The following is a 23,816-nucleotide window of genomic DNA, read 5'->3' on the forward strand; positions in this document are numbered from 1 at the left end:
CGATGATATTGCTCGCAACATTTGCCAATGACCTCGAAGCGCAGTTGCTGGCGTCACAACTGAAGGATGCCGGTATCGATCACCGTATCGTGCGTGACGACGGTGGCGGCCAGTTCCCGTCCATGCATGCCTCGGACGGCGTCCGCGTGATGGTGTTCGAAGACGACCTCGAATTCGCCCGCGAGATCATGGAAGCCCGTGCCCTCGACGACGACGACTTCGGGACGCCCTTCGAGACGGACACGAACCTCGACGAGTTCGCGGACGACATCTGAGCCACCGGAGCATCAGACGAAGACAAAACGAAAAAAGCGATCCGACCGGATCGCTTTTTTCGTTTGATTCGATGTCCTGCGCTATCAGCCCATCGCCTTGCGTACGGCTTCCTCGACGCTGTCGGCGAACTGCTTGAAGTTCTCCTGGAACAACTGGACGAGGTGTGTGGCCTGCTTGTCGTAGGCTGCCTTGTCCGACCACGTATCGCGCGGGTTCAGCACTTCGGTCGGAACGTCCGGACATGCCGTCGGGATTTCCAGGCCGAAGAACGGGTCCTTGACGAAGGTCACGTTGTTGAGGCTGCCGTTGAGGGCGGCGCGCAGCATGGCACGCGTGTGCTTGATCTTCATGCGTGAACCGACGCCGTACGGACCGCCGCTCCAGCCGGTATTCACCAGCCATACGTGGGAACCGTGCTCCTTGATCTTGTCGCGGAGGAGGTTGGCATAGACGCTCGGGTGGTGGACCATGAACGGTGCGCCGAAGCACGTCGAGAACGTGGCCGACGGTTCCTTCACGCCGGCTTCCGTACCGGCCACCTTGGCCGTGTATCCGCTGAGGAAGTGGAACATGGCCTGTTCCGGCGACAGACGCGAGATCGGCGGCATGACGCCGAAGGCATCGGCCGTGAGGAAGACGACGTTCTTGGGATGGCCGCCGCGGTTGTCGGGTACGATGTTGTCGATGATCTCGCGCGAATACGAGGCACGGGTATTCTCCGTGTATTCCTGCGATTCGAGATCGATGACGCGAGTGTCCTCGTCCATCACGACGTTCTCGAGGATCGTACCGAAGGTACGCGTCGTCTTGAAGATGATGGGCTCGGCTTCAGCGCTCAGGTTGATCACCTTGGCATAGCAGCCGCCTTCGAAGTTGAAGACGCCATCGTTGCTCCAGCCATGCTCGTCGTCGCCGATGAGTGCGCGATCGGGATCGGTGGAGAGCGTGGTCTTGCCGGTGCCGGACAGACCGAAGAACAGGGCCGTGTCTCCGTCCTTGCCGATGTTGGCGGAACAGTGCATGCTCATCACCTTTTCCTTGGGGAGGAGGTAATTGAGCACGGTGAAGATGGCCTTCTTGTTCTCGCCCGCATAGGACGTACCACCGATGAGGACGAGCTTCTGCTTGAAGCTCAGGATGACGAAGACTTCCGATGCCGTACCGTCGAGTTCCGGAATCGCCTTGAATTCGGGGACTGCGATGACGGTGAAACCCGGAACGAAGTCGGCGAGCTCCTTGGCGGTCGCCTCGATGAACATGTTCTTGACGAACAGGGAGTGGTAGGCGAATTCCTGGATGAATCGTACGGGAAGCTTGTACTTCGGGTCCGAGCCGGCGATGAGATCCTGGACGTAGACGTCGCGTCCTTGCAGATAGGCGTAGACCCTGGACTTCAGCGCGTTGAACTTTTCCTCGCTGAACGGGCGGTTGACCTTACCCCACCACACGTCACCCTTGCTACCTTCCTCTTCAACCACGAACTTGTCGTTCGGGCGGCGTCCGGTATAGGGGGCCGATACTACCAGCAGGGCTCCGTGCTCCGTAATCTTGCCTTCATCGTATGACAAAGCATGTTCATACAGTTCGGGCGTCGAGAGGTTGTAATTGATATCGCCAACGTTTGCCAATCCTTGCGCTTCTAACGCAGAACGAACGGCTTCTGCACCGGTACTCATTGCGATCCGTCGATGAATGACACAATCAAGACACTAGTGGCACAAATATCGTGATTTTCTCGGAAGCATGGTGTGAACTCCTTCGTTCACAAGAACTTGCCGTTATCGTCGGAATGGCCTCCGAGGCCTTGTCCCGATATGGTCCGGTACCCGTTCCTGCCGGGATAGAAGCCGTCCGCAAGGGACTGCCCGCAACGATGCAGACCTTCGTTCCGGGCATCGTCGACCTCGTTACGGGAACGCAACGGGCCATACGTCTGGGCAAGGCTGCGGACGGATGGTTCTTCACGTCGACGGGTGCCGAACAGGCCACTCATCCTCTCATCGCGGCCCATCATGCAGCGCGGTTCGCGGATTGCCGTCATGTAGTGGAAGTATGCACGGGAGCGGGAATCGATGCCCGCGCCCTCGCGGCCGTCGTTCCGCACGTCACGACCTTCGAGGCCGACCCGACTCTGGCCGCGCTCGCCGAAGGGAACATGCGTCGTGCGGGCATCGGCAATGTGGACGTCGTTGCACAGGCCGTTCCCTCCGAGGTCTTCACGAACGCGTGGAGGCAGGCCGATGGACTGTGGGCCGATCCGTCGCGCAGGGACGAACAGGGCCGCCGTACGCGTTCGGCCGTACATCATGACCCGCCGCTCGGCTTGCTGACCACCCTGCCCGTGGATGGCGGGGAATTCGTCATCGGTATCAAGCTGGGCCCCGGTGACGAGGTCGACAGCCAGATCACGTCGGGCTTCATGGACGAATACATCGGCCTCGGGCATGAAGCGCGCGAGCGGATCCTGTGGAAGGGAACCGGAATCACGCGACGGTGCGTTACGCTCGTGGACAAGGGGCTGACGTGGGTTTCGCCGCCGGAGCCAGGACTACCCGCGGAACGGCCACCGGAGGTAGGGGACATCATCGTCGAGCCGCATGCCGCCCTCATCGCGAGCGGTGATGTGGGGTCCTGGTTCGTCGAGCAGGGACTGGACGTGATCGACCGGCGTATCGCCTACGGGCTGGGCCGGATGCATGTCCCCGCATCGCCCTGGATGCAGTCCTTCATCGTCATCGACATCGAAGAGGGGATCGACGTCAAGCGTATGCGCCGCAAGGTGCGTGAGCTCGACTGGAACAGCGGTACGGAAATTAAAAAGCGTGGCGTTTCCATGGATCCCATGGAAGTCCACCACGCTTTGGGTTTCCCCTCCTCCTCATCAAGTGCCGGCGTAATCGTGATGACACGCGCCGACAGCGTCAGATACACCCTATATGCCATTCGAGTCAATAGCGTTACAGCCTGACCGGGTGCTTATTTCTTCAGAAGGTCACGGATTTCCGCGAGCAGTTGTTCTTCGTTACTCGGTGCCGGCGGTGCGGCAGGCGCAGCTTCGGCCGGTTTCTTCTTCATCGAGTTGACGGCCTTGACGACCAGGAATATCGCGAATGCGATGATGAGGAAGTCGATCGTCGCGTTGATGAACAATCCGATGTTGATGGAAACGGCGGCCTCCTTGACCTTGTCGCCTTCCATCACCGCTGCCTTCAGCGGAATCTTCACGTCCTTGAAGTCCATACCACCCATCAGCATGCCGATCGGTGGCATCAGGACGTCGTTGACGAAGGAACTCACAATCTTCCCGAATGCACCGCCGATGATGACGCCTACTGCAAGATCCAGGACGTTACCCTTGGCGGCAAACTCTTTGAATTCGGAGATCATCCCCATGTGTCCCTCTCATGGTTGTATTGTACGAGGTCCAATCTAAACATTCCGGCCAATGTGCAAAGGCACATCCAAAGGAATTTTACGGTACTCGTAAAGGAGAGGTTGGGGGATCAGCGCATGTTCGGCTGTTTGGCAATGTCCTTGCAGCCGCAGTTCGAGATCAGCTCACGTTTCAGCTCGGCGCGTTGTTCGGCCGACAATTTGGAGCAGAGATCATTGAGGGTGGGGTCGGGTGAGGAAGGTTGTTCCGACCGGCAGGGAGAGGATTCGGCGGGGGAGCGTTGCATGGAAGTCCGGGCCGGCTGACTTGCCGATCGTATACCGTAGCGAATCGAATACACTACGACGTAGGCGAAGGCTGTAAGGCCGGCCCCTTCCAGAAAGGTGAGTTCTTGGGAGTCCGGGGCCATGTCGTGAAGGGCATGGTTCCACAGGAAGCTTACGAGGAACGCGTTGCAAACCAGCAGCCCGCCGATGCAGCAGAGATAGATGATCGAGCGGGCTGTTCTTGATTGCAAAGCCGGCATGTCAGGAGATGCTAGTTCTCGTTGACCGTGTCGTACAACTCCTGCAGTTTCTTGCGGAGGTGCAGCACGGCATATCGTTTACGCGCCAGAAGAGTGTTGATGTTGACACCCGACTCTTCGGACATCTCTCTAAACGATACACCTTCGAATTCATTTTTGACGAACACTTCCTTCTGTTCGACAGGCAGCTCATCGAGACCCTTCAGAACGGCTTCCCAGATGGTCTTGCGGACGAGGTCCTGTTCCGGGTTGTAGGAGAAGTCGCCGAGGAATCGCTCCACGTTCTCGAGGCCTTCGTCGCGGTCCGACGGGCTGGAGAGATCGGAGAAACTGTCGGTCTTCTTCTTCCGGTAGGAGTCGATGATGCGGTTGCGGACGCTGGTGAACACCCAGGAGGCGATGTTCTCGATAGGTTTCTGTACATCCTGGGAGGCTGCCAGTACATTGGCGAATACATCCTGGAGGATGTCTTCCGCTTCTTCCTGGCTACGCACGCGCTGACGGATGAAGCCGAGGTACTTTTTCCGGTCGTTGCGGAAAAGTTGTTCGATTTGCAGGGCGAGGTCCATAGAATCTCTACCTTCTGACAGTGAATGGCGTTGTTTGCGCATCGCTGCCGACATCGGGGTGTACCCCGTACGCCGACGGAATTCTTCGACCTTCATGGCCAACTCCTGCTACAGTTAATACGAAAACACACGTTTTGTCAGTCACGCATGTAAAAATGACGTAGCAGTTATGCCATTTTGTCCGAAATATGTGGCGAATCGCTTAAACAGAAGGTAGTGGTATTTCTATGCCAAATTTCCTTGCATTGTTGGTAGCTCGTTCATAACCGGCGTCGGTATGACGTAATATACCCATCAGAGGGTCATATGTCAATACTCGTGCCAACTTCTGCTCTGCGAGGTCGGTTCCGTCCGCGACGACGACCATTCCCGCATGGAGACTCAGTCCCATTCCGACACCGCCGCCGTGATGAAGGGACACCCACGTGGCCCCGCCTACGGCATTGAGGGCGAAATTCAGATACACCCAGTCGGCTATCGCATCTGACCCGTCTTTCATGCTTTCGGTTTCACGATGCGGAGAAGCGACCGATCCGCAGTCCAGATGATCCCGTCCGATGACGATCGGTGCAGATACCCTCCCACTACGGACGAGGTCGTTGAAAAGTTTCCCGGCCTTGGCGCGCTCGCCGTAGCCGAGCCAGCAGATGCGGGCAGGAAGCCCCTGATAGCCGATGTGCTTACGGGCTTCCCTGATCCACATGTGCAGGTGGTCGTTCTCCGGGAAAAGACCCATGATGGCCTCATCGGTTACACGGATATCTTCCGGATCGCCGCTGAGTGCCACCCAGCGGAAGGGTCCTTTTCCGTCGCAGAACAGTTCGCGGACGAAGGCCGGCACGAAGCCGGGGAAGTCGAAGGCATTCCCGACGCCGGCCTGATCCCGTGCCACGCCGCGGATATTGTTGCCGTAGTCGAAGGTGATGGCGCCGCGTTTCTGGAATTCGAGCATGGCCTGGACATGCTCGCCGATGGAACGATAGGTGCGCTCCAGGTAGGTGGCGGGGTCGGTCATGCGCAGATCATCGGCCTCGGCCTTCGTCAGCCCTGCGGGATAGTAGCCGTTCAGCGGGTCGTGGGCCGACGTCTGGTCCGTGACCACGTCGGGCGTGATGCCGCGGCGCACGAGCTCGGGAAGGATTTCGGCGGCATTGCCGACCAGTCCGATGGAGATCGGTTCCTTGCGCTCCTGGTATTCGCGGATGACTGCGAGGGCCTCGTCGAGGTCGTCCATTCTCCGGTTGCAGTAGCCATCGTGAATGCGCTTGTCGATCCGTGCGGCGTCGATTTCGATACAGAGGGCTGCAGCACCGGCGATGGTCGCGGCCAGCGGCTGAGCTCCACCCATGCCGCCGAGGCCGGCGGTGAGCAGGAAACGTCCGTGCAGCGTCCCGCCGAAGTGCTGGCGCGCACATTCTGCGAACGTTTCGTAGGTGCCCTGGACGATGCCCTGGGTTCCGATGTAGATCCATGAACCGGCCGTCATCTGACCGTACATCATGAGTCCCATCGCATCCAGCCGACGGAATTCCTCCCAGGTGGCCCATTTCGGAACGAGGTTCGAGTTGGCGATGATGACGCGCGGCGCAAGGTCGTGGGTGCGGACGACGCCGACGGGTTTGCCGCTCTGGACGAGCAGCGTGTCGTCGGCTTCCATCTCGCGCAGGCAGCGCAGGATGGCATCGAAGGACTCCCAGTTGCGTGCGGCCTTGCCCAGGCCGCCGTAGACGATCAGTTGATCGGGCTTCTCGGCATTCTCGGGATCCAGGTTGTTCTGGATCATGCGATAGGCCGCCTCGATCTGCCATGTCTTGCAGGTGAGTTGCGGACCTCGTGGTGCTCGTACGATGCGCGTCGTTGCCGTCATGCCTCGATTCCTGATTGATGATTGTTGTCTCTCACCCGATCTGCCGCTCGATCTCGGCCAGCGTCTCCTCGCTCAGGCGCTTGCCCTCGAAGATGGACCGGAGGAGCTCCCACGTATAGATGCCCGTGTCGTGACCATCCTTCCAGCGCGCCTGCACCCCGTAGTTCCCCACGGGTGTCAGCGATTCCAGTTCGTTCATTCCGGGAGAGAAGGTCTTGATACCGGCGAAGACCTTCTGCCCCATGATTTCCTCTCCGGTGCAGAAAGCGCACGGACAGGCATCACGAAGATCGCTCAGGAGGATTGCCGAAACGAAGCCGTCCGTCCATGTACTTTCCAGTACGACGGGATTGCGGCGTTTGAGGGAGGTGGGACGTTCCATGCGACAAAGATACGGCGTCCACCCAAGCTGCCCCAGGCCGTGGTCGCAGGCGGTAGTAACGGTTTCCCATCTCGTAGTACATTTGCGGTTCGCCCCGGGCGTGCGGATCCGCATGCCATCAGGGACGGCCGCCCGGTCGCGGCGCACATGAGGGCCCGTCCTGAAACGTCCTATCGCCTTCATGCGCGGCCATCCAGCACCAGCAACAGATTTTCGGTTCATTCCAGTCCATCCCATGACATCCCGCTACAAAAGCTTCGTCTCCATCGAACATCTCGATCAGCACATCGGCCAGCAGGTGACGCTGAACGGTTGGGTCTACGACAAGACGGAAAAAGGCAAACTCGTCTTCATCAAGCTGCGCGACGGCAGCGGCATCGTCCAGTGCGTTCTGTTCAAGCCCAACGTGGACGAGCAGACGGCGGCCGATGCCCAGGCACTGACGCAGGAGACCAGCATTTCCATCACCGGTACGGTCCGTGCCGAACAACGCGCTCCGAGCGGTGTGGAACTCGACGTCCAGAGCATCAAGGTATGGCAGACGTCGAAGGACTATCCCATCACGCCGAAGGAACATGGCGTCGAATTCCTCATGGAGCATCGCCACCTCTGGCTGCGTTCCACGCGGCAGCACGCTATCATGCGCGTACGCTCGGCCGTGGTGAAGGCCATCCGCGACTTCTTCGACGGTAACGGCTTCCGTCTCATGGACTCGCCGATCTTCACGCCGAATGCCTGCGAAGGCACGTCGACGCTGTTCGAGACCGACTACTTCGATCTGGGCAAGGCCTATCTCACGCAGTCCGGTCAGCTCTACGCTGAGGCGAGTGCCATGGCACTCGGCAAGGTCTATACCTTCGGTCCCACCTTCCGTGCCGAGAAATCGAAGACGCGGCGCCACCTCACGGAATTCTGGATGGTCGAGCCGGAAATGGCATACTTCGACCTCAACGACGACATGGACCTCGCCGAGGACCTTGTCGAATACATCGTCCAGTACTGCCTCAAGACCTGCCAGCGCGAGCTGGCGGCACTCGGCCGCGACATCTCGAAGCTCGAGGCCGTGCGTCGTCCGTTCCACCGCATGTCGTATTCGGAAGCGGTGGAATGGCTCAACAGGAACAACGTCAAGCTCAACCGCAAGCAGGCCGACGGAAGCGAGATACAGGTCGACTTCCCATGGGGAGAGGACTTCGGTGCGCCGCAGGAAGAAGCCATCATGCAGCAGTTCGACAAACCCTGCATCATCCATCGCTATCCGACCGAGGTGAAGGCCTTCTACATGAAGCGCGATCCGGACGATGCGAAGGTCGTGCTGGCCATGGACATGCTCGCACCCGAAGGTGCCGGCGAGATCATCGGCGGCTCGCAGCGCGAGGACGATCATGATGCATTGCTGCACCGTCTTCGCCACGAGAACCTCCCGGAAGAAGCCTTCCAGTGGTATCTGGACCTGCGTAAGTACGGTTCGGTACCGCACAGCGGCTTCGGGCTCGGCGTGGAGCGTACGGTGAAGTGGATCACCGGCGCCGAACATATCCGCGAAGTCATTCCGTTCCCGCGGATGATCTACCGCATCATGCCCTGATCATCGCAATGCACCTTCGCACTCTCGGCATAGCCGGATTCGCGAAGTTCGCCGTACGCAGATTATCACATGTACACTTACTTTTCGATCGATCATGACGACACAACAGACCGGAGCTGAAGAAGTACTGTGGGATCTTTCCGATCTCTACAAGTCACCTGCCGACCCCGCCCTTGAACACGACCTCACGACGATCGTCGCACGCGCCGATGCATTCCGTACGGAATGGAGAGGCAGGATCGCGACGGCGTCGGACCAGGACATCGACGCCCTCCTGCGTACGTACGAGGAGCTGACAGAACTTCTCGACAAGATGGGATCGTATACCCATCTCCTGTGGTCGACGGATACGGAGAATCCGGAGAACGGCCGCCTGCTCCAACGCGTACGTGAAATCGGGACGTCGGCGAGCCAGCTCCTGTTCTTCGTTCCCATCGACTTCGCAGCGCTGCCCACCGAGCGGCTCCAGGCTCTCGCCTCGTCACCGCTGCATGCGTCGCGCGCGCACTGGTTCGAGCGCACCCGGAAGTACGGCCCGCACATGCTCGACGAGCGGCTGGAACAGGTGCTGGGCGAGAAGGCTCTGACGGCGCGCTACGCGTGGGTGCGTCTGTACGACGAACTGCAGAATGCCAAGGTCATCGAACTGAACGGACGTGAGTACACGGAGTCGGCGATCCTCAAGCTGCTGTACGAATCCGACCGTTCCACACGGAAGGCCGCAGCAGAAGCCTTTTCGAAGGGACTCGCCGACGGTGTGAAGACGCACGCCTTCATCTTCAACACGGTGCTGGCCGATTGCGCATCCAACGATCGTATGCGCAACTATCCGACGTGGGTTTCCTCCCGCAACCTCGATAACGAAGTGAGCGATGCCACCGTCGAAACGCTGGTATCCGCCGTTGTGGATCGCTATGACCTCGTCCATCGCTTCTTCGCACTGAAGAAGCGTCTGCTCGGTATCGAGGAGATGCAGGACTATGACCGCTATGCGCCGGTCGGAGGCGATCAGACGTTCTGGTCGTGGGAAGATGCGCGGAACATCGTCGTCAAGGCCTATACCGACTTCCATCCGGAAGCGGGCGAGATCGCCGCGATGTTCTTCGACAAGTCGTGGATCCACGCTCCTGTCTACAAGGGCAAGAGCGGTGGCGCCTACAGTGCGGGTACCGTTCCGTCCGCCCACCCCTATGTCTTCATGAACTACATGGGGACCAACCGTGACGTCATGACCCTCGCCCATGAACTCGGTCACGGTATCCATCAGTATCTGTCGCGTCGCCAGGGAATCCTGCTCGCCGATACGCCGCTGACCATCGCCGAAACGGCATCGGTCTTCGGTGAAATGGTCGTTTTCTCCATGCTGATGGAGCGTACGACGGATCCGCAGGCACGCCTGGCGCTTCTCGTCGGAAAGATCGACGATATCCTCGCGACCGTCTTCCGTCAGATCGGCCTCAACCGCTTCGAGAACGCCATCCACAGGGCACGCCGTTCGGAAGGCGAGCTCACGGTGGACAGGCTCAACGAGCTGTGGATGGAAACGCAGCGTGCACAGTTCGGCACGTCCGTCACCCTCACGGAGAACTACCGGCACTGGTGGTCCTATATCTCGCACTTCATGCATACGCCGGGCTACGTCTATGCCTATGCCTTCGGCGAACTGCTCGTGCTCGCCCTCTACGAGATCTACAAACGCGACGGCGGCACCTTCCCGGAACAATACATGGACCTGTTGCGTAGCGGTGGTTCGAAGAGTCCCGAAGACCTGCTTTCACCGCTCGGTCTCGACATCAACGACCCGGCCTTCTGGAACATCGGTCTGTCCGCGATCGAACGCCTGATCTCGGAAGCGGAAGCGCTGGCGGCAACCCAATAAGAATCAGAGGAGACGACGATGGAACGATACGAAACACTCGTACAGGCGCTCAACGACCTGAAGGCACGCGGCTTCACCAGTGACTTCAACCTTGCCGGTGACTGTATCGAATGCACGCAGCTCGCTCTGCGCCTGCATCCCGATCAGTTCGAGATCGTGGAAGTCCATCGCTTCGAGGGAATGACGAATCCTGACGACAGTACGGTACTGTATGCCATCATGTCGCCCGACGGAGTGCGGGGAACGTTCGTGATGGCATACGGTTCCTATGCCGACGGGGTGCATGCCGACTTCATCCGCAAGCTGCAGATACATCCCGGTACGGGACAGAACTGATCAGCGTACCTTCGCCGCGAGCGTCAGCACGGCATCCACGTAGGCAGTACTGTTGTTGTAGTGAAAGATGGCGCTCCTGTGCGAGGCCGGCGTCGTACCCCAGCCATTGCTGCGCAGGTAATTGGCTACGCTGTGTACGGCATCCTGGATCGCATAGAGATCGATCGTGCCGTCTCCATCGCCATCCTGTGCCCATCGCTGATAGCTCGAGGGCAGAAACTGCGTCAGACCGAACGCACCCGCCCAGCTTCCGTAGAGTTTATGGACGTTGATGACGCCACGACGCTGCATGTCGGACAGTGAGCGGAGCTGGTCAATGGCCCAGCGTACCTTGCGGTCGGCCTTCTGGCGTATGAGGCGTCGTACACTGTCCACACCGGCCGTATCCAGCGGTTCACCGGCGATGACCTTCTCGACGTTGCGCTCGATGAATTCCGGTTCGCGGCACAGCACGACGCTGAGGAAGACACTGGGCACGTGATGCTTGCCCAGGATCCGACCGTACTTGGTCTCCACCCAGAGGATGGCCGCCACGACTTCGCGCTGCACACCATAGGTGTGTTCGCATACCGTGAGGATGGAGTCGTTGTTCGAGATGAATTCCTTCACGCGTCGTATGGATGGCGCATTGTAATTATGCGAATAGTCCACTTTCACCGCGTAGTTCGTGACGTTGATCCGCGCGAAGTCTTCGTTGAAGGACGTTTCCGGCTGGGCCAGCAGATCTTCGATGAAGGCCGAATCGACACCGCTCGCGCGTACGATCTGTGCTGCCCTCCGCAGCATGCTCGTGGTATCCTTCGCGCCATCCTGCTGCACGGTTGGTGCAGGGCCACCCTGCACGAGCATGACCGTACCGAAGACGATGCCGAGAACGAGCACCGCAGCACCGAGGGATATGATGACAGGTCGACGGATCATGATGATGTCTGACGTTTTCGAGCCACGATGAATATCTCCGCGCCGGTAACATCCTGATAGAGCCGTGCGATACGATCTCTCGACGAAGGAGAGGGGAGAGACGCGTACCGGCGGAAGACGGTCGTCGACAATCCATACGAACGACGCGTGAGAAGCGTATTCGGATGCTGCCGGCGCACCAGTTCCACAGTCAGCCCAGACGATTCAACGAGTTGTCGTAGTGCACGGTCGGTATAGTGGACGAGATGGACACCGGGCTGATACCAGATCCATCGCGCACCGAATACATGACGCCATGCCGATGCGAAATCGGGAACGCGGATGCACAAGATACCACCCGGCTCGAGGAGTTCAATGCAACGGTCGATCATCGCACGCGGTTCTCCGATATGCTCGAGAACATGCCACATCGAAATGACGGACCAACGTCCCTGGACGTTCGCGACGTCCGCTTCGACATCCAGTCCGATATGCCGTGCATATGCGCGTGCACGTTGTGACGGCTCGACGCCGGCGACATCGTACCCGTTACGACGTACTTCGTCGATGAAGAAACCGTGATCGCAACCGATGTCCAGCCATCTGCCCGGTGGCGGCTGCAAGGCCGACAATTCCCCAAGCAGTTTGTAATATTCGGGATAGCGGAAATAGCGATGTCGTTCCGTCGATGACCGGACCGTCTGCGTCAGCGTGTAGTCCTTTGCGTAGAACGAAGCATCGTCGCCGCGTCGCAGCGACGGATGCGTTACATGAGCCGTGCAGGACGGACAGTAGAGGATCGGAGAGGAGCCGATGCGGCGTTCTTCGAGGGCCGCAGAACATACGGGACAGGTCATGCGGCAAGCTACAGCGAAATCAGGTATTTTATCGTCAGATCGATTCCGCGCCATCCGGCGTCATATAGCGGGAGAGTATACCAATGAAGTACGTCGTCATCGCCATTGCCATGATCATCGCTTCCACAGCGACATTCGCACAGCCGAAGCTGAAGATGGAAGAAACATATGACTGGGGACGTGTGACTCCGGTCGAGACGAAGGGCGAAGCCCACAAGCTCAAGGCCAGGATCATACTGAAGAACGAAGGCGACAAGCTCTTGCGCATCACGAGCGTACGTCCGAGTTGCGGCTGTACCTCGGCGCCTCTCGAAAAGGATTCGCTCGAACCCGGAGAGGAAACGGCACTGAACATCACGCTGAACACACCGAGCAACAACGGTCCTATCACGAAGTACGTGACGATCCAGACGAACGAGATCCAGCACAGCACGAAGACGCTGACGCTGAAGGCCGACATCCAGCGGCCGCTGCAGTTGTCGTCCAGCTTCATCCCGTTCAATCAGGGTGTCGTCGGCCAGGCGATCGAAGGCGCGATGTCCATCACGTCCTATGCCGAGGAGCCCGTCTCGATCAACGTATCGGCGATCACGCCCGGGCTGACGATCAAGTCACCGGCATCCGTCGTGCTGAAGAAGGGAGAATCGTACGGTCTGACATGTTCGTATACGCCGGAAAAGACGGGACCGTTCACGGTCGAAGTGAAGCTCGTCACGACGCTCGCGGACTATACGGATCTGTCCATCACGGGCTACGGTATGGCTGCCAGCGCCGATGCCATGCCGCAGAAGGTCATGGGAGTGACGCCTGCCGCGAAGTGATCGGCCGGTCAGCGTATACGCTCGAAGACGACGATGCCGCCCCATTCCTTCACGATGCGCAGCCGCGGATCGCTGCGCCACCGTTCCGCGTCGTTGACCTTGCAGACGAAGTAGGCAGGCTTGTCGATGTCGCCATCGAGGAGCCACGGCTCCCATGCATCCTGTTCCATGCCGTGTGCCGCAGCGCTCAGGGCATAGGGCTTGTCCGTATAGAACAGATGCGCATAGGACTTCATCACCAGCGGTTTGACGTAGACGTCCTTGCCTCGTAGCGATTCGTACGTATCGAGTGCAGCACCCTGTGTATAGCGTTCGACCTTCGGCGTGACGGTCGGCAGGAAGACGAAGATGAAGAGTGCCACGCTCGACAGCAGTGCGCCCAGTGCACGCAGGGGATACATGCGCTTCCAGACGAAGAAGAGGATCAGACCGGCGGGGAGGAGCAGAGCCACGAAGGGCTCGTATCCTTGCCACGGAACGGGCTGCTGCATCGCGGCGCGAAGGTATTCGTCGCGGAACGTCGGCAGCGCCATCAACGTGTCAACGTACAATCCTGCCAGGGGAACGGCCGCACCGAGCGTCGTCAGGACGAGGCATACGGCGACCAGTCCCGCCGACGTCCACCAGCGCCACCGCAGGCGTCCGCTCAGCCATCGCTCCACCGACAGTGCTGCGAGGAAGGTCAGCGGCAGATACGTCATCGAAGAGTAGTGGACGATCTTCGTCTTGACGACCGAGAAGACGACGAGGACGACCGTCATGAGAACGATCATCCATATCCGCGTATCGTTCTGTTCGTCCGTTTCGTCGTGATTGCGTCGTAACGCTCCGAAGAACAGCAACGATGCGGGATAACAGCCGATGAGGACGACGACGGGATGGTACCAGAAGGGTTGTTCGTGTCCGGCATCGCCCGTCGTGAGCAGTCGAACCTGATAGGCCAGATTCTCCATGATGAATCGGGGTCCGTTCTGGAGGTAGTCGATACCGAACCAGGTCGCTGTCACGGCGATCGTCAGTGCCGTGGCGATCATGACGTTCTTCCACGGCAGCGGCATCCGCTTTCTCAGCACGAACCACGATATTCCCGTCGTGAGCATCACGAGACCGAAGCCGACGGGACCCTTGGTGAGGACGGCGAGGCCGCTGAAGATGCCGGCGGAGACGGGATGCCGGCGCATCATGCCTACGACGCTGAGGAAGATGAGGAGATTGAACAGGGGATCGATGATGCCGGAGCGGAAATAGAAGTGAGGGAGCAAGGAACCCGCATAGAGTGCGGTCCAGAGCAGTCCGGTGCGACGTGAGAACCAGCGCTCGCCGAAGGTGAAGAGGAGGACGAGGGTGATGACGCCGATGATGGCGTTCGGCAGTCTGGCCGCGAATTCATTGATGCCGAAGACCTTCATGCTGAGCACCTGGAGCCAGATGAAGACCGGCGGCTTCTCGTAGAACGGCTGATAATCGATGTGGACGTGCAGGTAGTCACCCGTCACGATCATCTCCCGTGCGCATTCGGCGAAATTGATCTCGTCCCAATCGAACAGACGTACCGAGCCGAGGAACGGGACGAACAGCAGCAGAGCGCCGATGACTATCAGGAGGCGGATGGAACGGGATGACACGGTCTGCTCACGATGGTGTTGAAGCCTGCCGCACAAAAATAGGATGCCGATTAAACCTATCGTCCGAGGGGAGCAACAAAGGCGGCATACATTCCGGAGGGAGAGGACTATGGCAATGCTTGACCCGTACGTCGGGCCATGGACGAGGCGAGAGGCGGCACACCTGCTTCGACGCTCATGTTTCGGAGCGACATCCGCCGAGATCGACAGGGCTGTGACGGATGGTCTGCCGGCCACGCTCGCCACGATGATCGCGCCGCTGCCGGCGCCGGTTCCGCCTGTCGACCCGAGAACCGGCCAGACCTACGTGACAGGGACCTACGACCAGATGATGTCCGCCTATTACAATCGCGTCACCAAGGCCTGGTGGATCGAGCGTATGCTCCTGCAGCCCGTTTCGTTGCAGGAGAAGCTCGTGCTCTTCTGGATGAACCACTTCGTGACGGAGATGGAGGCGGTCCAGAACCCGCAGTACTGCTATGCCATCCAGGACTATCTCCGCATCAACGCATTCGGCAATTTCAAGCACATGGTGAGGGACATCACGCTGATGCCTGCCATGCTTCGCTACCTGAACGGAAACACGAACACCGTCGGCAACCCTAACGAGAACTATGCCCGTGAGCTGCAGGAGCTGTTCACGATCGGCAAGGGGGCCGAAGTCGGTCCGGGAGATTACACGAACTACACCGAGCAGGACGTTCGCGAAGCTGCCCGCGTTCTCACGGGCTGGCGGGACGCACGGCTCACCGGTGAGACGACGTTCAACTTCCGTCAGCACGATACTGGGGACAAACGGTTCTCCGGAGCTTACGGAAACCGGACGATTGCAGGCCGTTCCGGCGCCGATGCGGGAACGGCGGAGCTGAACGACCTCGTCGACATGATCTTCGACCAGGACGAGACGTCACGCTACGTGATCAGGCGCCTGTATCGCTGGTTCGTAAACTCCGATATCGATGACGATATCGAACGTGAGGTGATACGTCCGCTCGCACTGACGTTCCGTCAGAACGGCTTCGTCGTCGGACCGATTCTACGGACGCTGTTCGCGAGCACGCACTTCCACGACGATGCCATGCATGGCTGTGCGCTCAAGAGTCCTGCCGATTTCATCATCGGCCTCCTGAGATCTATCGGATCCTACGCATTGCCGACGGATGCACTCCAGCGGTACCAGTTCTGCAACAACATCGTCACGGCGCTCGCCGCACAGCAGATGGATCCGGGCAGCCCGCCGAACGTCGCCGGGTGGCCGGCCTACTATCAGGTGCCGGACTACTACCGCATATGGCTGAATACGGCGACGCTTCCGCTCCGCAATGGATACACCGATCAACTCATCATCGGCAGAAGGGGCGGGCTGGGGCTGTTCGACAGCATCGCCTATGTCAGGTCCATTCCCGATGCGAACGATCCATACCTTCTCGTCGATGAAGTCAACATGCGGCTGTTCGCCGTCGAGTTTACGGACGAACGTCGTACGGCACTCGTCAAGGACGTGCTGCAGAACGGTGCCCCGGACTATGAGTGGACGACGGAATGGGAGGGCTTCCTTGCCGATCCCGACAATGCGATGATGCGCAGCAGGATGAAGACGAAGCTCGACGGCCTGTTCCGCTATCTCTTCCGTATGGCCGAATTCCAGTTGCTCTGATGTACTACAAGGAAACGAACATGAATCGCAGAACCTTCCTTGCACGTTCCACCGGAGCGATGGCGCTTCCGATGCTGCTCAACGGCCTGCCGGTCAAGGCCTTCGATGGACCGGTCCTGCATCGGTTACTGAACGGCGGTGAGGAAACGGACCACGTCCTCGTGCTCGTACAGCTCATCGGCGGCAACGACGGACTGAATACCGTGCTTCCGCTGGATCAATATGATGCGTACACGAGACTGCGTTCCAACATCGCCATTCCCGAATCGGCGGCACTCAAGCTTACCGATACGACGGCTCTTCATCCCGTGATGACGGGACTGCGGGACCTTTTCCAGGAGAAGAAGGTCGCCCTCGTCCAGGGAGTGGGATATCCCAATCCGAATCTCTCGCACTTCCGTTCGACGGACATCTGGATGTCGGGCAGCGACGCCGACAAGGTCGTCGCCAACGGCTGGCTCGGCCGGTATCTCGGTGGATCCTATCCCGACTATCCTGCAGGCTATCCGAATGCGTCGACGCCGGATCCCCTGGCCATCCAGATATCGGCAGTCGTGTCGCTGGCACTGACCGGACTCAACCAGCAGTCCATGGGCATCGCGCTGCAGGATCCGCAGACATTCTACCAGCTCGTGAGCGGTACCGAGGCGCCGGGCAGTGATCTCCCCTCCGAGCCGTATGCACGCACGAACGTGGAATACGTACGCCAGGTACAATCCCAGTCCATGGCCTACTCCACCGTCATCAAGGCCGCTGCGGACAAGGCGCAGAACAAGGTCGAATATCCGTCGCAGAATCAGCTCGCGAGCCAGTTGCAGATCGTCGCACGCATGATCGCCGGAGGGTTGAAGACGCGTGTGTACGTGGTGACGCTCGGCGGCTTCGATACCCATGCCGCACAGGTGGTGGATGGAGCGACGACCACGGGCACGCATGCGACGCTGCTTACCACCGTCTCCGACGCCATGACGGCATTCCAGCGCGACATCGAAGCGCTCGGTGTCCAGGATCGTGTCGTGTCGATGACCTTCAGTGAATTCGGCCGCCGCGTGGCATCCAACCTCAGTCTCGGAACGGATCACGGAACGGCGGCACCGATGTTCGTCGTGGGCGCGCCGGTGCAGGACGGTATCGTCGGTGTCAATCCGGATCTCGGCGATCTCGACAACGACAATCTCAAGATGCAGATCGACTTCCGGCAGGTCTACGCCTCCGTACTGGAGCAATGGTTCGGCGCCGATCCTGCTGCGGTGCGGTCCATTCTCTTCCACGATTTCGCGACGGTGCCCATCATCCGCCGCATGCCGACGTCCGTCGACGACGTATCGTCATCCGCCTTCGGTATCAATGCCATCGCCCCCAATCCCGTCCGTGGCACGGCGAACATCCGCTATCTCGTCAACGAGGCGATGGACATGCATCTCGCCGTCTACGACAATCTCGGCTTCCACGTGGCAACGCTCGTGAAGGGATATGTGGCGCCGGGATCGTACACCGTTCCTTTCCATGCTGAGGGTCTTCCCTCGGGCAGCTATCTCGTCCGGATGGGCTATGGTGACAGATACAGGACATGGCCGCTCGTCGTCGTGAAGTGACGGCATCGGTCATGGAACGGAAGTCCGGCCAGGGAAGACGATCTGCCGGGCCGTGAACGCCGATCGATGTTCCGGATCGGGCATCGCCGTCCCACGTGCGTGTGCAAGCGGGATGGATCGTCATGCATCCATAACGTCGGTCGGCCTCATGCCGTTTCCACCAGCTTTCTGAGCAGTTCGAGCGAATTGACCCAGGCCCCCTTGCTGATCTCGAAATTATCGCGCTTCTCCACTTCCGACATCAGCAGCTCATGATAGCCACGTTCGCTGAGAGCCAGCAGCGTCTTTCCGTTGCGTTGGGATAACTGGAAGCTCACGATGACCGAGTTGCCCTGCCCGGGTACCGTATCGGCCTCGAACGGCGCGTATCGGAACGAGAATCGTGAGGGGCGCCTGGCCTCCTCGACGATACCGTGGTAGACGCCGTGTTCATCCCAGCGGAAGCGGATCCTGCCGCCGGGCTGCGGGTCGATATCGGCTCCGCCGAAGGCGTACCACGCCGTCACGTCTTCCGGCGTCGTGATCATCGTCCATATCCGCTCCGCCGGTGCCGGGAGCAGGACTTCCAGTTCTATGGTGTTGTCGGTCATGAGGTGGTCTCCGGTTGTAGCGTCCGTAGGGATCGTAGTCCGTACCTCATAGGGTACGGATGTGGTGTGGATCGGATTGTGGTCGATAAGGATGCTTTTTCCGTTGATAGGTTACCGGAAATCATTGACGAACCGTTCCGCATCGTCCGGGAACCGGTCCGTCCTCCATGTCCGGAAGCATGATGACGGCAGGTGGCGATGTCGAGTGTCGTACTCGTGCGGTAGGGTTATCGTGTCGAGGATAATAACTTCGCAGGCTTGGAAACAGTTTAGAGCCGGTATATCCATTCCGTTCGGTAGTTCATGACACGTCGTTCCGTCATCGTATCGATTGTTCTTCTCACAGCCTTCATCCTCGCCGATAGCGTCGGTCTCGGGCAGGAACGGAAGGATCCTTCGCGTCATCGCCTGCTCTGGCGGATCACCGGACCGGGCGCGGTCGGCACCTCGTATCTCTTCGGTACCATGCACGTGCGTGACGAACGGGCCTTCGCCTTCGGCGATTCCGTGCTTCCCGCCCTGCGCAGGTGCAGTGCCTTCGCGATGGAAGTGGATATGGATTCAGTGCAGAACGCTATGATGGAGGGGCAGTTCGAGGGCACAGATGACAGTTCGGCTACCAGCGTGAAGGAGAGAATACGCGCGTGGGCACGCGATGCCATTCTGATGACACCGCAGGACAAACGTATCGAGACGGTCTTCGATAACATCACGATCGGCCGGAAGCCGATGCCGTTGCATCGTGATGACTATCTCCTGCATCTGGATCTCTATCTGGAGCGAATGGCGAAGGCGGAAGGGAAAGCGTGCCACGGTCTGGAGAACGTTGCTACCGTGCGTTCCTACCTGTCGGTCCTGTTTGAAGGCCCAAGCGCGGACTCTACGTTTACCGTCACGAACAATAGGGAAATGGCGGATCGGCAACTGCGCACGCTGGCACTGTACGAGCAAGGTGATGTCGAAGGACTGTATGTCAACATGGGGATCGCTACATCCTCTGCATATATGGACGCCATCATCCATCGGCGCAACGAAGGAATGATCGGTCGCATTACCGGACTGTTGAAGGAGGAATCGACGTTCATCGCAGTCGGGGCCGCGCATCTGTGGGGGGAACGGGGACTCGTTGCACTGCTTCGCAAACGGGGATTCACGGTCGAGCCGGTTGTGCAGACGTTCCAGGATTCCCTACCACCAAGAAATCCTCCGTTCATGCCATATGGGACGCACGTCTTCAGGACGACGGACTCCATTCTCTCCTTCATATCGCCGATTCCATTGCAACAGGCGCCGGCGCTGGTCAGGGAGGCCACACTTTCCCAATTGCCGATGGACGGTGAGATGTTCGTCGGTGCAGATGCAGCCAGACAGGAATCCGTATCGATCATACACCTTACTGGCCTGATGCATCAGGCGAACAGCGACAATACGAGCATGTTCGGCGACATCGTCGAAGGACTATCGACCGATGTCGATACTGTACTATCCGCCCAAGAGAGGATCATCGCTGGCAAGGGCGTATTTCTTGTCAATGCCATCAGGAAGAAGATCCAGTTGACGATGCTGGTCGTCAAGACCGAGTCCACGATGTCCCTCATCATTCTCACGCAACGGGACAGGGATACATCCCTGCTGGACTATATCGAGCAATCGTTGACGATAGGCGAATCGATGCGGATCGATGAAACCTGGGAGGTATACACTGACGATACCCTCGGATTCTCGGTCGACATGCCGAAGGCGGCCGTCACTCGGGAATCGAAGGATTCCGAGGCGAACATCCGCAAGCTATGGCAGCGAATGTATACGGAAGGCAGCGGTGCAAGTACTCTCATGGTCCAGATCATGGATCTCATGCCGGGCTACGTCTGGTCGAACGAACCGTTCAGGACCATTCCTGACATCATGGCTACGGCCATGGGTGCGGAGGTCACGGATACGGTGTATGACGAGCTGCAAGGCTATCCACATTGCATGGCGACATTGACCAAGAAAGGAGAGGTGGCCTGCATTCTCCACCTCGTCGTTCGGGATGGAAGGATGTATCTATTGCTCGGTAACTGGATGGCCGAACATGGGAAGGCATCGGTCGACCGGTTCGTCGCATCGTTCAAACTCCGTCCATTTCGGCGAGTTCAACACTGGCCGATCACGGCATGCATGGATTCGACCTTGATGCTTCCGTTGCCGACGCATACGTCGGGTCCGGAGGCCGAGCATCGTGAAGTTATTGGCCGAACGATCGGTATATATCGTCAGGACACCATTTCGAACGTCATGTGGTTCGTCGGACGGGTGATACTTCCGGAGTATCAGACGTTCGATGGATCCACCGATGCAGCGATGGATACGATCCTTGCAAGAGCCGGTCTGATCGATTCGATGACGGTGGTCGACACGACGATCGTGGACGGTGTCGTTCGTATTCGGGAAATACACAGGCGCCTGGATCGGGGATTCGGCATGTCCGTGCAGAGGACGTTCTTCTGCGGAACGGAGCTGTACGTGCTGTCGTCGCTGATCACCATGCCAACGTACCGCGATAGGCGACTCTGGTCGGCCCCGTTCGACGAAATGACATGTCGGTGCTCGATCGATACCACCACGCGATTCACATCGATGGCCGATCGATTATTCGCCGACGTAGTGTCGGATGACAGCATTCGCAAGGATCGTGCGATGGAATACCTGCGGATGTCGAGAATGAATCCATCCGACTACGATATCTACATGGCACGGTATCGGTCGTGGATGAAGGATCGGAGGGATTCATATGTCGATGCGAAGGACTATGTACTCACCGATCTCTTTCGTCATGATGACGTTCGTACGAGAAGACTGCTACTCGCACTGGCCGATAGTACGAACGACGCACAGACGCGGGCCGATATTCACAATGATGTCATCTCGTATCGTGATATCGCGTCAACCGAACTGCTCGATTCGTTGGTCGGCAGCGGCACGGTACCGGATACGACGTGGTCGCTCGACCTCTTCAGGTGGATGCTGATGGATTCCATCTTGATCGACCCGCTCGCCAGGGTTGCGGATCGATACTATCTGCGGCCGAAACTCCGGGATCTGTATCTCATGACGAAGGGAATTCAGTATGAGACGGAGAGGGTGTTACCCGACAGGGACAAGGCGTGTATCAACAAGGTCGAACGTATTCTGACGACGGTCATGCAGGAAATGGACAAACCGCCTGTCATGACGTCGATGCGGGAGATGCGCCGACAGTACAGCACAATGGTCAACAGTCTTTCTCTTCTTTGGTATCATCGTCATGATAAGAAGGTCATTGGGCTCATGAGATCGTTGATCATGAACCCGCATCAGGATGTGGGACTGGAAGCGATACGGAATCTCGCGACGGCAGGACAACGCCTCGACACACGCAGCATCCGGCGGTTCTTCGCCGATGCCGGTAGAAGGATGTCCATGCTGCGTTTGTGCGACAGTACCCGCAGCATATCCGCCGTTCCGAAATCGGTCCTTACCGATACATCATTGATGGAAGCGCTCATCGTCGAGGAAGTGCAGCGTGTATCGCAAGAGCCATACGGTGAAGATACCTACGATGAGACGGTGCCACTTTTCGGCGAGAAAGGCTACCGCCAGCCATCATCCATCGTCGTCAAGGACTATCAGGAAGAGAATCCGGACTATCGTGGCCGCTGGATACTCGTGAAGTTCAGAACGAATCTGCCGTACGGACCCGACGTCTGGTACGCTGGTATCGCCGGTCCGTTCTTTCCGGATATGCGCGGCCATATCGGAAAACTGTCGTTCGTGACGAAGTACGATGTATTCGACGACTACGATGCCGACGAACATGCCAGACTGCTGATGGAATGGAAGGTGGAACAGGACTCGTATGAGTATGAAGATGCCGCCGATGAGTGACACCACGTTGTAACCGCCCCGCCATCCTGCGTGTCCGAGGGAATGAACATCCATCCTTCACCTCGGAGGTCGTCATGGGCGCACGTTCTCACTACGCTGCCGGACGCTGGCATGCGAACGATCGTCTTGCGGGCAGGGCATATTCGATGACACTCGGTCTGGTGGGTACTGCCGCCATCGTCGTCTACACTGCCGCGATGCTGTTCCACGAAGAGATCGTCGGAGTCATCGTACCGATGCTGCCGAGTACGATCGATGCACGGACCTACTACATCTCCCTGCCGATGCCACCCGATCCGGTTGCGAGTGCAGGAGCACGGACTGCAGAATCCATCCCGGCGAAGACGACGAACGGTAGTCGCCCGGTACCTGTCGCTGATCCGGACGTGACGATCACGAAGACCCTGATTCCGCCCAGGACACCCGGAACCATCATCGACAACGGCAGTAGCTCCACAGTGGGAAATGGAAACGGCAGTGGTAACGGTAACGGAGCCGGTAATGGTACCGGAAATGGTGGCGGTGGCGGAACGACGCAGACCGTGACGCCGACGATCCCCGACGATGGAGAAATATCGTTCGCGGAGGAAGAGCCGGTCTTCGACTATGATGTTCTGAGACGGTCCGTGGTCTATCCGGAAATGGCACGCAGGAATGGTGTCGAAGGAACGGTCGTCGTCAAGGTCTATGTCGACGAACAGGGACATGTGCGAGACGTCAGGGTCCATCAATCGGACCATGCGCTGCTCAACGACGCCGCCCTGCGGGGAGTTCGGGGCATCACGTTCAAGCCCGGGCGTCAGAACGGTCAGGCCGTCGGGTGCTGGCTCTACATTCCGGTACGATTCACGTTGTGATCGTTCGGGCGGTCCCTCATGTCGCTGCATATCACGAACGGATAGCGATGCGGTATCGTATGGTGTCTCGAATGCCGTTCCATGCGGAAGTGAATGCGGTGGTTCATCCTGCGCGACCGACAGTCGAAACCGGAATGCCGGTAGATTGTCGTTCATGATGTGCAACCCGGCGGTGCCGTCATGCGTATCTC

Annotated in this window: 20 protein-coding genes; 10 read left to right on the forward strand and 10 right to left on the reverse strand. The window is 58.8% G+C overall.

The features are described 5' to 3' along the window. Nucleotides 1-2 precede the first annotated feature (2 nt). The gene (locus tag BGO89_04385) at nucleotides 3-275 is read left to right on the forward strand and encodes a hypothetical protein (protein ID OJX60808.1); all 273 of its coding nucleotides are present in this window, start codon (nucleotides 3-5) and stop codon (nucleotides 273-275) included. Nucleotides 276-359: 84 nt separating this feature from the next. Here BGO89_04385 and BGO89_04390 read toward each other — a convergent pair whose 3' ends face one another. Beyond that, the gene (locus BGO89_04390; protein OJX60809.1) at nucleotides 360-1,952 is read right to left on the reverse strand and encodes a phosphoenolpyruvate carboxykinase (ATP); all 1,593 of its coding nucleotides are present in this window, start codon (nucleotides 1,950-1,952) and stop codon (nucleotides 360-362) included. A 113-nt stretch (nucleotides 1,953-2,065) separates the two neighbouring features. On the opposite strand from BGO89_04390, the gene BGO89_04395 reads away from it, so the two are divergent. Next, nucleotides 2,066-3,244, forward strand: a complete 1,179-nt coding sequence (locus tag BGO89_04395) for a hypothetical protein (protein OJX60810.1) — start codon at nucleotides 2,066-2,068, stop codon at nucleotides 3,242-3,244. An 8-nt stretch (nucleotides 3,245-3,252) separates the two neighbouring features. Here BGO89_04395 and mscL read toward each other — a convergent pair whose 3' ends face one another. The 5 genes from mscL to BGO89_04420 form a co-directional block, all read right to left on the reverse strand. Then, entirely contained in the window at nucleotides 3,253-3,669 is a 417-nt protein-coding gene (gene mscL, locus BGO89_04400; protein OJX60811.1) for a large-conductance mechanosensitive channel, read from the reverse strand. 110 nt (nucleotides 3,670-3,779) lie between these two features. Then, on the reverse strand, nucleotides 3,780-4,196 hold the full coding sequence (locus BGO89_04405; GenBank protein OJX60812.1) for a hypothetical protein: 417 nt from the start codon (nucleotides 4,194-4,196) through the stop codon (nucleotides 3,780-3,782). 11 nt (nucleotides 4,197-4,207) lie between these two features. Beyond that, nucleotides 4,208-4,765, reverse strand: coding sequence for a hypothetical protein (locus tag BGO89_04410; protein ID OJX60813.1), 558 nt, complete (start codon nucleotides 4,763-4,765; stop codon nucleotides 4,208-4,210). 202 nt (nucleotides 4,766-4,967) lie between these two features. After that, nucleotides 4,968-6,632: a urocanate hydratase gene (locus BGO89_04415; protein OJX60814.1), complete on the reverse strand. Its 1,665-nt coding sequence runs from the start codon at nucleotides 6,630-6,632 to the stop codon at nucleotides 4,968-4,970. A 31-nt stretch (nucleotides 6,633-6,663) separates the two neighbouring features. Continuing rightward, on the reverse strand, nucleotides 6,664-7,014 hold the full coding sequence (locus BGO89_04420; GenBank protein ID OJX60815.1) for a hypothetical protein: 351 nt from the start codon (nucleotides 7,012-7,014) through the stop codon (nucleotides 6,664-6,666). Between the two features lie 235 nt (nucleotides 7,015-7,249). Between BGO89_04420 and BGO89_04425 the strand changes: the two genes are divergently transcribed. The 3 genes from BGO89_04425 (at nucleotide 7,250) to BGO89_04435 (ending at nucleotide 10,817) form a co-directional block, all read left to right on the forward strand. Next, a complete protein-coding gene (locus BGO89_04425; protein ID OJX60816.1) occupies nucleotides 7,250-8,602 on the forward strand; it encodes an asparagine--tRNA ligase in 1,353 nt (450 codons plus the stop codon). A gap of 94 nt (nucleotides 8,603-8,696) precedes the next feature. Further along, a complete protein-coding gene (locus tag BGO89_04430; GenBank protein ID OJX60817.1) occupies nucleotides 8,697-10,481 on the forward strand; it encodes an oligoendopeptidase F in 1,785 nt (594 codons plus the stop codon). 18 nt (nucleotides 10,482-10,499) lie between these two features. Next, nucleotides 10,500-10,817, forward strand: coding sequence for a phosphoribosylpyrophosphate synthetase (locus BGO89_04435; protein ID OJX60818.1), 318 nt, complete (start codon nucleotides 10,500-10,502; stop codon nucleotides 10,815-10,817). Here BGO89_04435 and BGO89_04440 read toward each other — a convergent pair whose 3' ends face one another. After that, on the reverse strand, nucleotides 10,818-11,738 hold the full coding sequence (locus BGO89_04440; GenBank protein ID OJX60819.1) for a hypothetical protein: 921 nt from the start codon (nucleotides 11,736-11,738) through the stop codon (nucleotides 10,818-10,820). Beyond that, nucleotides 11,735-12,574 (reverse strand): hypothetical protein, encoded by an 840-nt coding sequence (locus BGO89_04445; GenBank protein OJX60820.1) that lies wholly within the window; start codon nucleotides 12,572-12,574, stop codon nucleotides 11,735-11,737. The genes BGO89_04440 and BGO89_04445 overlap by 4 nt, the downstream gene beginning before the upstream one ends. Before the next feature lie 83 nt (nucleotides 12,575-12,657). On the opposite strand from BGO89_04445, the gene BGO89_04450 reads away from it, so the two are divergent. Next, nucleotides 12,658-13,395, forward strand: a complete 738-nt coding sequence (locus BGO89_04450) for a hypothetical protein (GenBank protein OJX60821.1) — start codon at nucleotides 12,658-12,660, stop codon at nucleotides 13,393-13,395. A gap of 8 nt (nucleotides 13,396-13,403) precedes the next feature. Here BGO89_04450 and BGO89_04455 read toward each other — a convergent pair whose 3' ends face one another. Beyond that, a complete protein-coding gene (locus BGO89_04455) occupies nucleotides 13,404-15,020 on the reverse strand; it encodes a hypothetical protein (protein ID OJX60822.1) in 1,617 nt (538 codons plus the stop codon). A 109-nt stretch (nucleotides 15,021-15,129) separates the two neighbouring features. On the opposite strand from BGO89_04455, the gene BGO89_04460 reads away from it, so the two are divergent. Together BGO89_04460 and BGO89_04465 are read left to right on the forward strand one after the other, a co-directional pair. Then, entirely contained in the window at nucleotides 15,130-16,677 is a 1,548-nt protein-coding gene (locus BGO89_04460; protein OJX60823.1) for a hypothetical protein, read from the forward strand. 20 nt (nucleotides 16,678-16,697) lie between these two features. After that, nucleotides 16,698-18,272 carry a hypothetical protein gene (locus BGO89_04465; GenBank protein ID OJX60974.1) on the forward strand — a complete coding sequence of 525 codons (1,575 nt, stop codon included), beginning with the start codon at nucleotides 16,698-16,700 and terminating at the stop codon, nucleotides 18,270-18,272. Nucleotides 18,273-18,418: 146 nt separating this feature from the next. On the opposite strand, the gene BGO89_04470 is transcribed toward BGO89_04465, so the two are convergent. After that, nucleotides 18,419-18,862 (reverse strand): hypothetical protein, encoded by a 444-nt coding sequence (locus BGO89_04470; protein ID OJX60824.1) that lies wholly within the window; start codon nucleotides 18,860-18,862, stop codon nucleotides 18,419-18,421. A gap of 303 nt (nucleotides 18,863-19,165) precedes the next feature. Here BGO89_04470 and BGO89_04475 point away from each other — a divergent pair, with 303 nt between their 5' ends. Together BGO89_04475 and BGO89_04480 are read left to right on the forward strand one after the other, a co-directional pair. Then, nucleotides 19,166-22,768 (forward strand): hypothetical protein, encoded by a 3,603-nt coding sequence (locus tag BGO89_04475; GenBank protein OJX60825.1) that lies wholly within the window; start codon nucleotides 19,166-19,168, stop codon nucleotides 22,766-22,768. Nucleotides 22,769-22,842: 74 nt separating this feature from the next. Then, entirely contained in the window at nucleotides 22,843-23,625 is a 783-nt protein-coding gene (locus BGO89_04480) for a hypothetical protein (protein OJX60826.1), read from the forward strand. The last annotated feature ends 191 nt before the right edge of the window (nucleotides 23,626-23,816 follow it).

This window comes from Candidatus Kapaibacterium thiocyanatum (genome assembly GCA_001899175.1).
Classification (GTDB): domain Bacteria; phylum Bacteroidota; class Ignavibacteria; order Kapaibacteriales; family Kapaibacteriaceae; genus Kapaibacterium; species Kapaibacterium thiocyanatum.

Bases quoted from the DNA above. Each gene is read 5' to 3' on its own strand.
- BGO89_04385 (OJX60808.1), top strand. From the start codon at position 3: ATGATATTGCTCGCAACATTTGCCAATGACCTCGAAGCGCAGTTGCTG.
- BGO89_04390 (OJX60809.1), bottom strand. From the start codon at position 1,952: ATGAGTACCGGTGCAGAAGCCGTTCGTTCTGCGTTAGAAGCGCAAGGA.
- BGO89_04395 (OJX60810.1), top strand. From the start codon at position 2,066: ATGGCCTCCGAGGCCTTGTCCCGATATGGTCCGGTACCCGTTCCTGCC.
- mscL (OJX60811.1), bottom strand. From the start codon at position 3,669: ATGGGGATGATCTCCGAATTCAAAGAGTTTGCCGCCAAGGGTAACGTC.
- BGO89_04405 (OJX60812.1), bottom strand. From the start codon at position 4,196: ATGCCGGCTTTGCAATCAAGAACAGCCCGCTCGATCATCTATCTCTGC.
- BGO89_04410 (OJX60813.1), bottom strand. From the start codon at position 4,765: ATGGACCTCGCCCTGCAAATCGAACAACTTTTCCGCAACGACCGGAAA.
- BGO89_04415 (OJX60814.1), bottom strand. From the start codon at position 6,632: ATGACGGCAACGACGCGCATCGTACGAGCACCACGAGGTCCGCAACTC.
- BGO89_04420 (OJX60815.1), bottom strand. From the start codon at position 7,014: ATGGAACGTCCCACCTCCCTCAAACGCCGCAATCCCGTCGTACTGGAA.
- BGO89_04425 (OJX60816.1), top strand. From the start codon at position 7,250: ATGACATCCCGCTACAAAAGCTTCGTCTCCATCGAACATCTCGATCAG.
- BGO89_04430 (OJX60817.1), top strand. From the start codon at position 8,697: ATGACGACACAACAGACCGGAGCTGAAGAAGTACTGTGGGATCTTTCC.
- BGO89_04435 (OJX60818.1), top strand. From the start codon at position 10,500: ATGGAACGATACGAAACACTCGTACAGGCGCTCAACGACCTGAAGGCA.
- BGO89_04440 (OJX60819.1), bottom strand. From the start codon at position 11,738: ATGATCCGTCGACCTGTCATCATATCCCTCGGTGCTGCGGTGCTCGTT.
- BGO89_04445 (OJX60820.1), bottom strand. From the start codon at position 12,574: ATGACCTGTCCCGTATGTTCTGCGGCCCTCGAAGAACGCCGCATCGGC.
- BGO89_04450 (OJX60821.1), top strand. From the start codon at position 12,658: ATGAAGTACGTCGTCATCGCCATTGCCATGATCATCGCTTCCACAGCG.
- BGO89_04460 (OJX60823.1), top strand. From the start codon at position 15,130: ATGGCAATGCTTGACCCGTACGTCGGGCCATGGACGAGGCGAGAGGCG.
- BGO89_04465 (OJX60974.1), top strand. From the start codon at position 16,698: ATGAATCGCAGAACCTTCCTTGCACGTTCCACCGGAGCGATGGCGCTT.
- BGO89_04470 (OJX60824.1), bottom strand. From the start codon at position 18,862: ATGACCGACAACACCATAGAACTGGAAGTCCTGCTCCCGGCACCGGCG.
- BGO89_04475 (OJX60825.1), top strand. From the start codon at position 19,166: ATGACACGTCGTTCCGTCATCGTATCGATTGTTCTTCTCACAGCCTTC.
- BGO89_04480 (OJX60826.1), top strand. From the start codon at position 22,843: ATGGGCGCACGTTCTCACTACGCTGCCGGACGCTGGCATGCGAACGAT.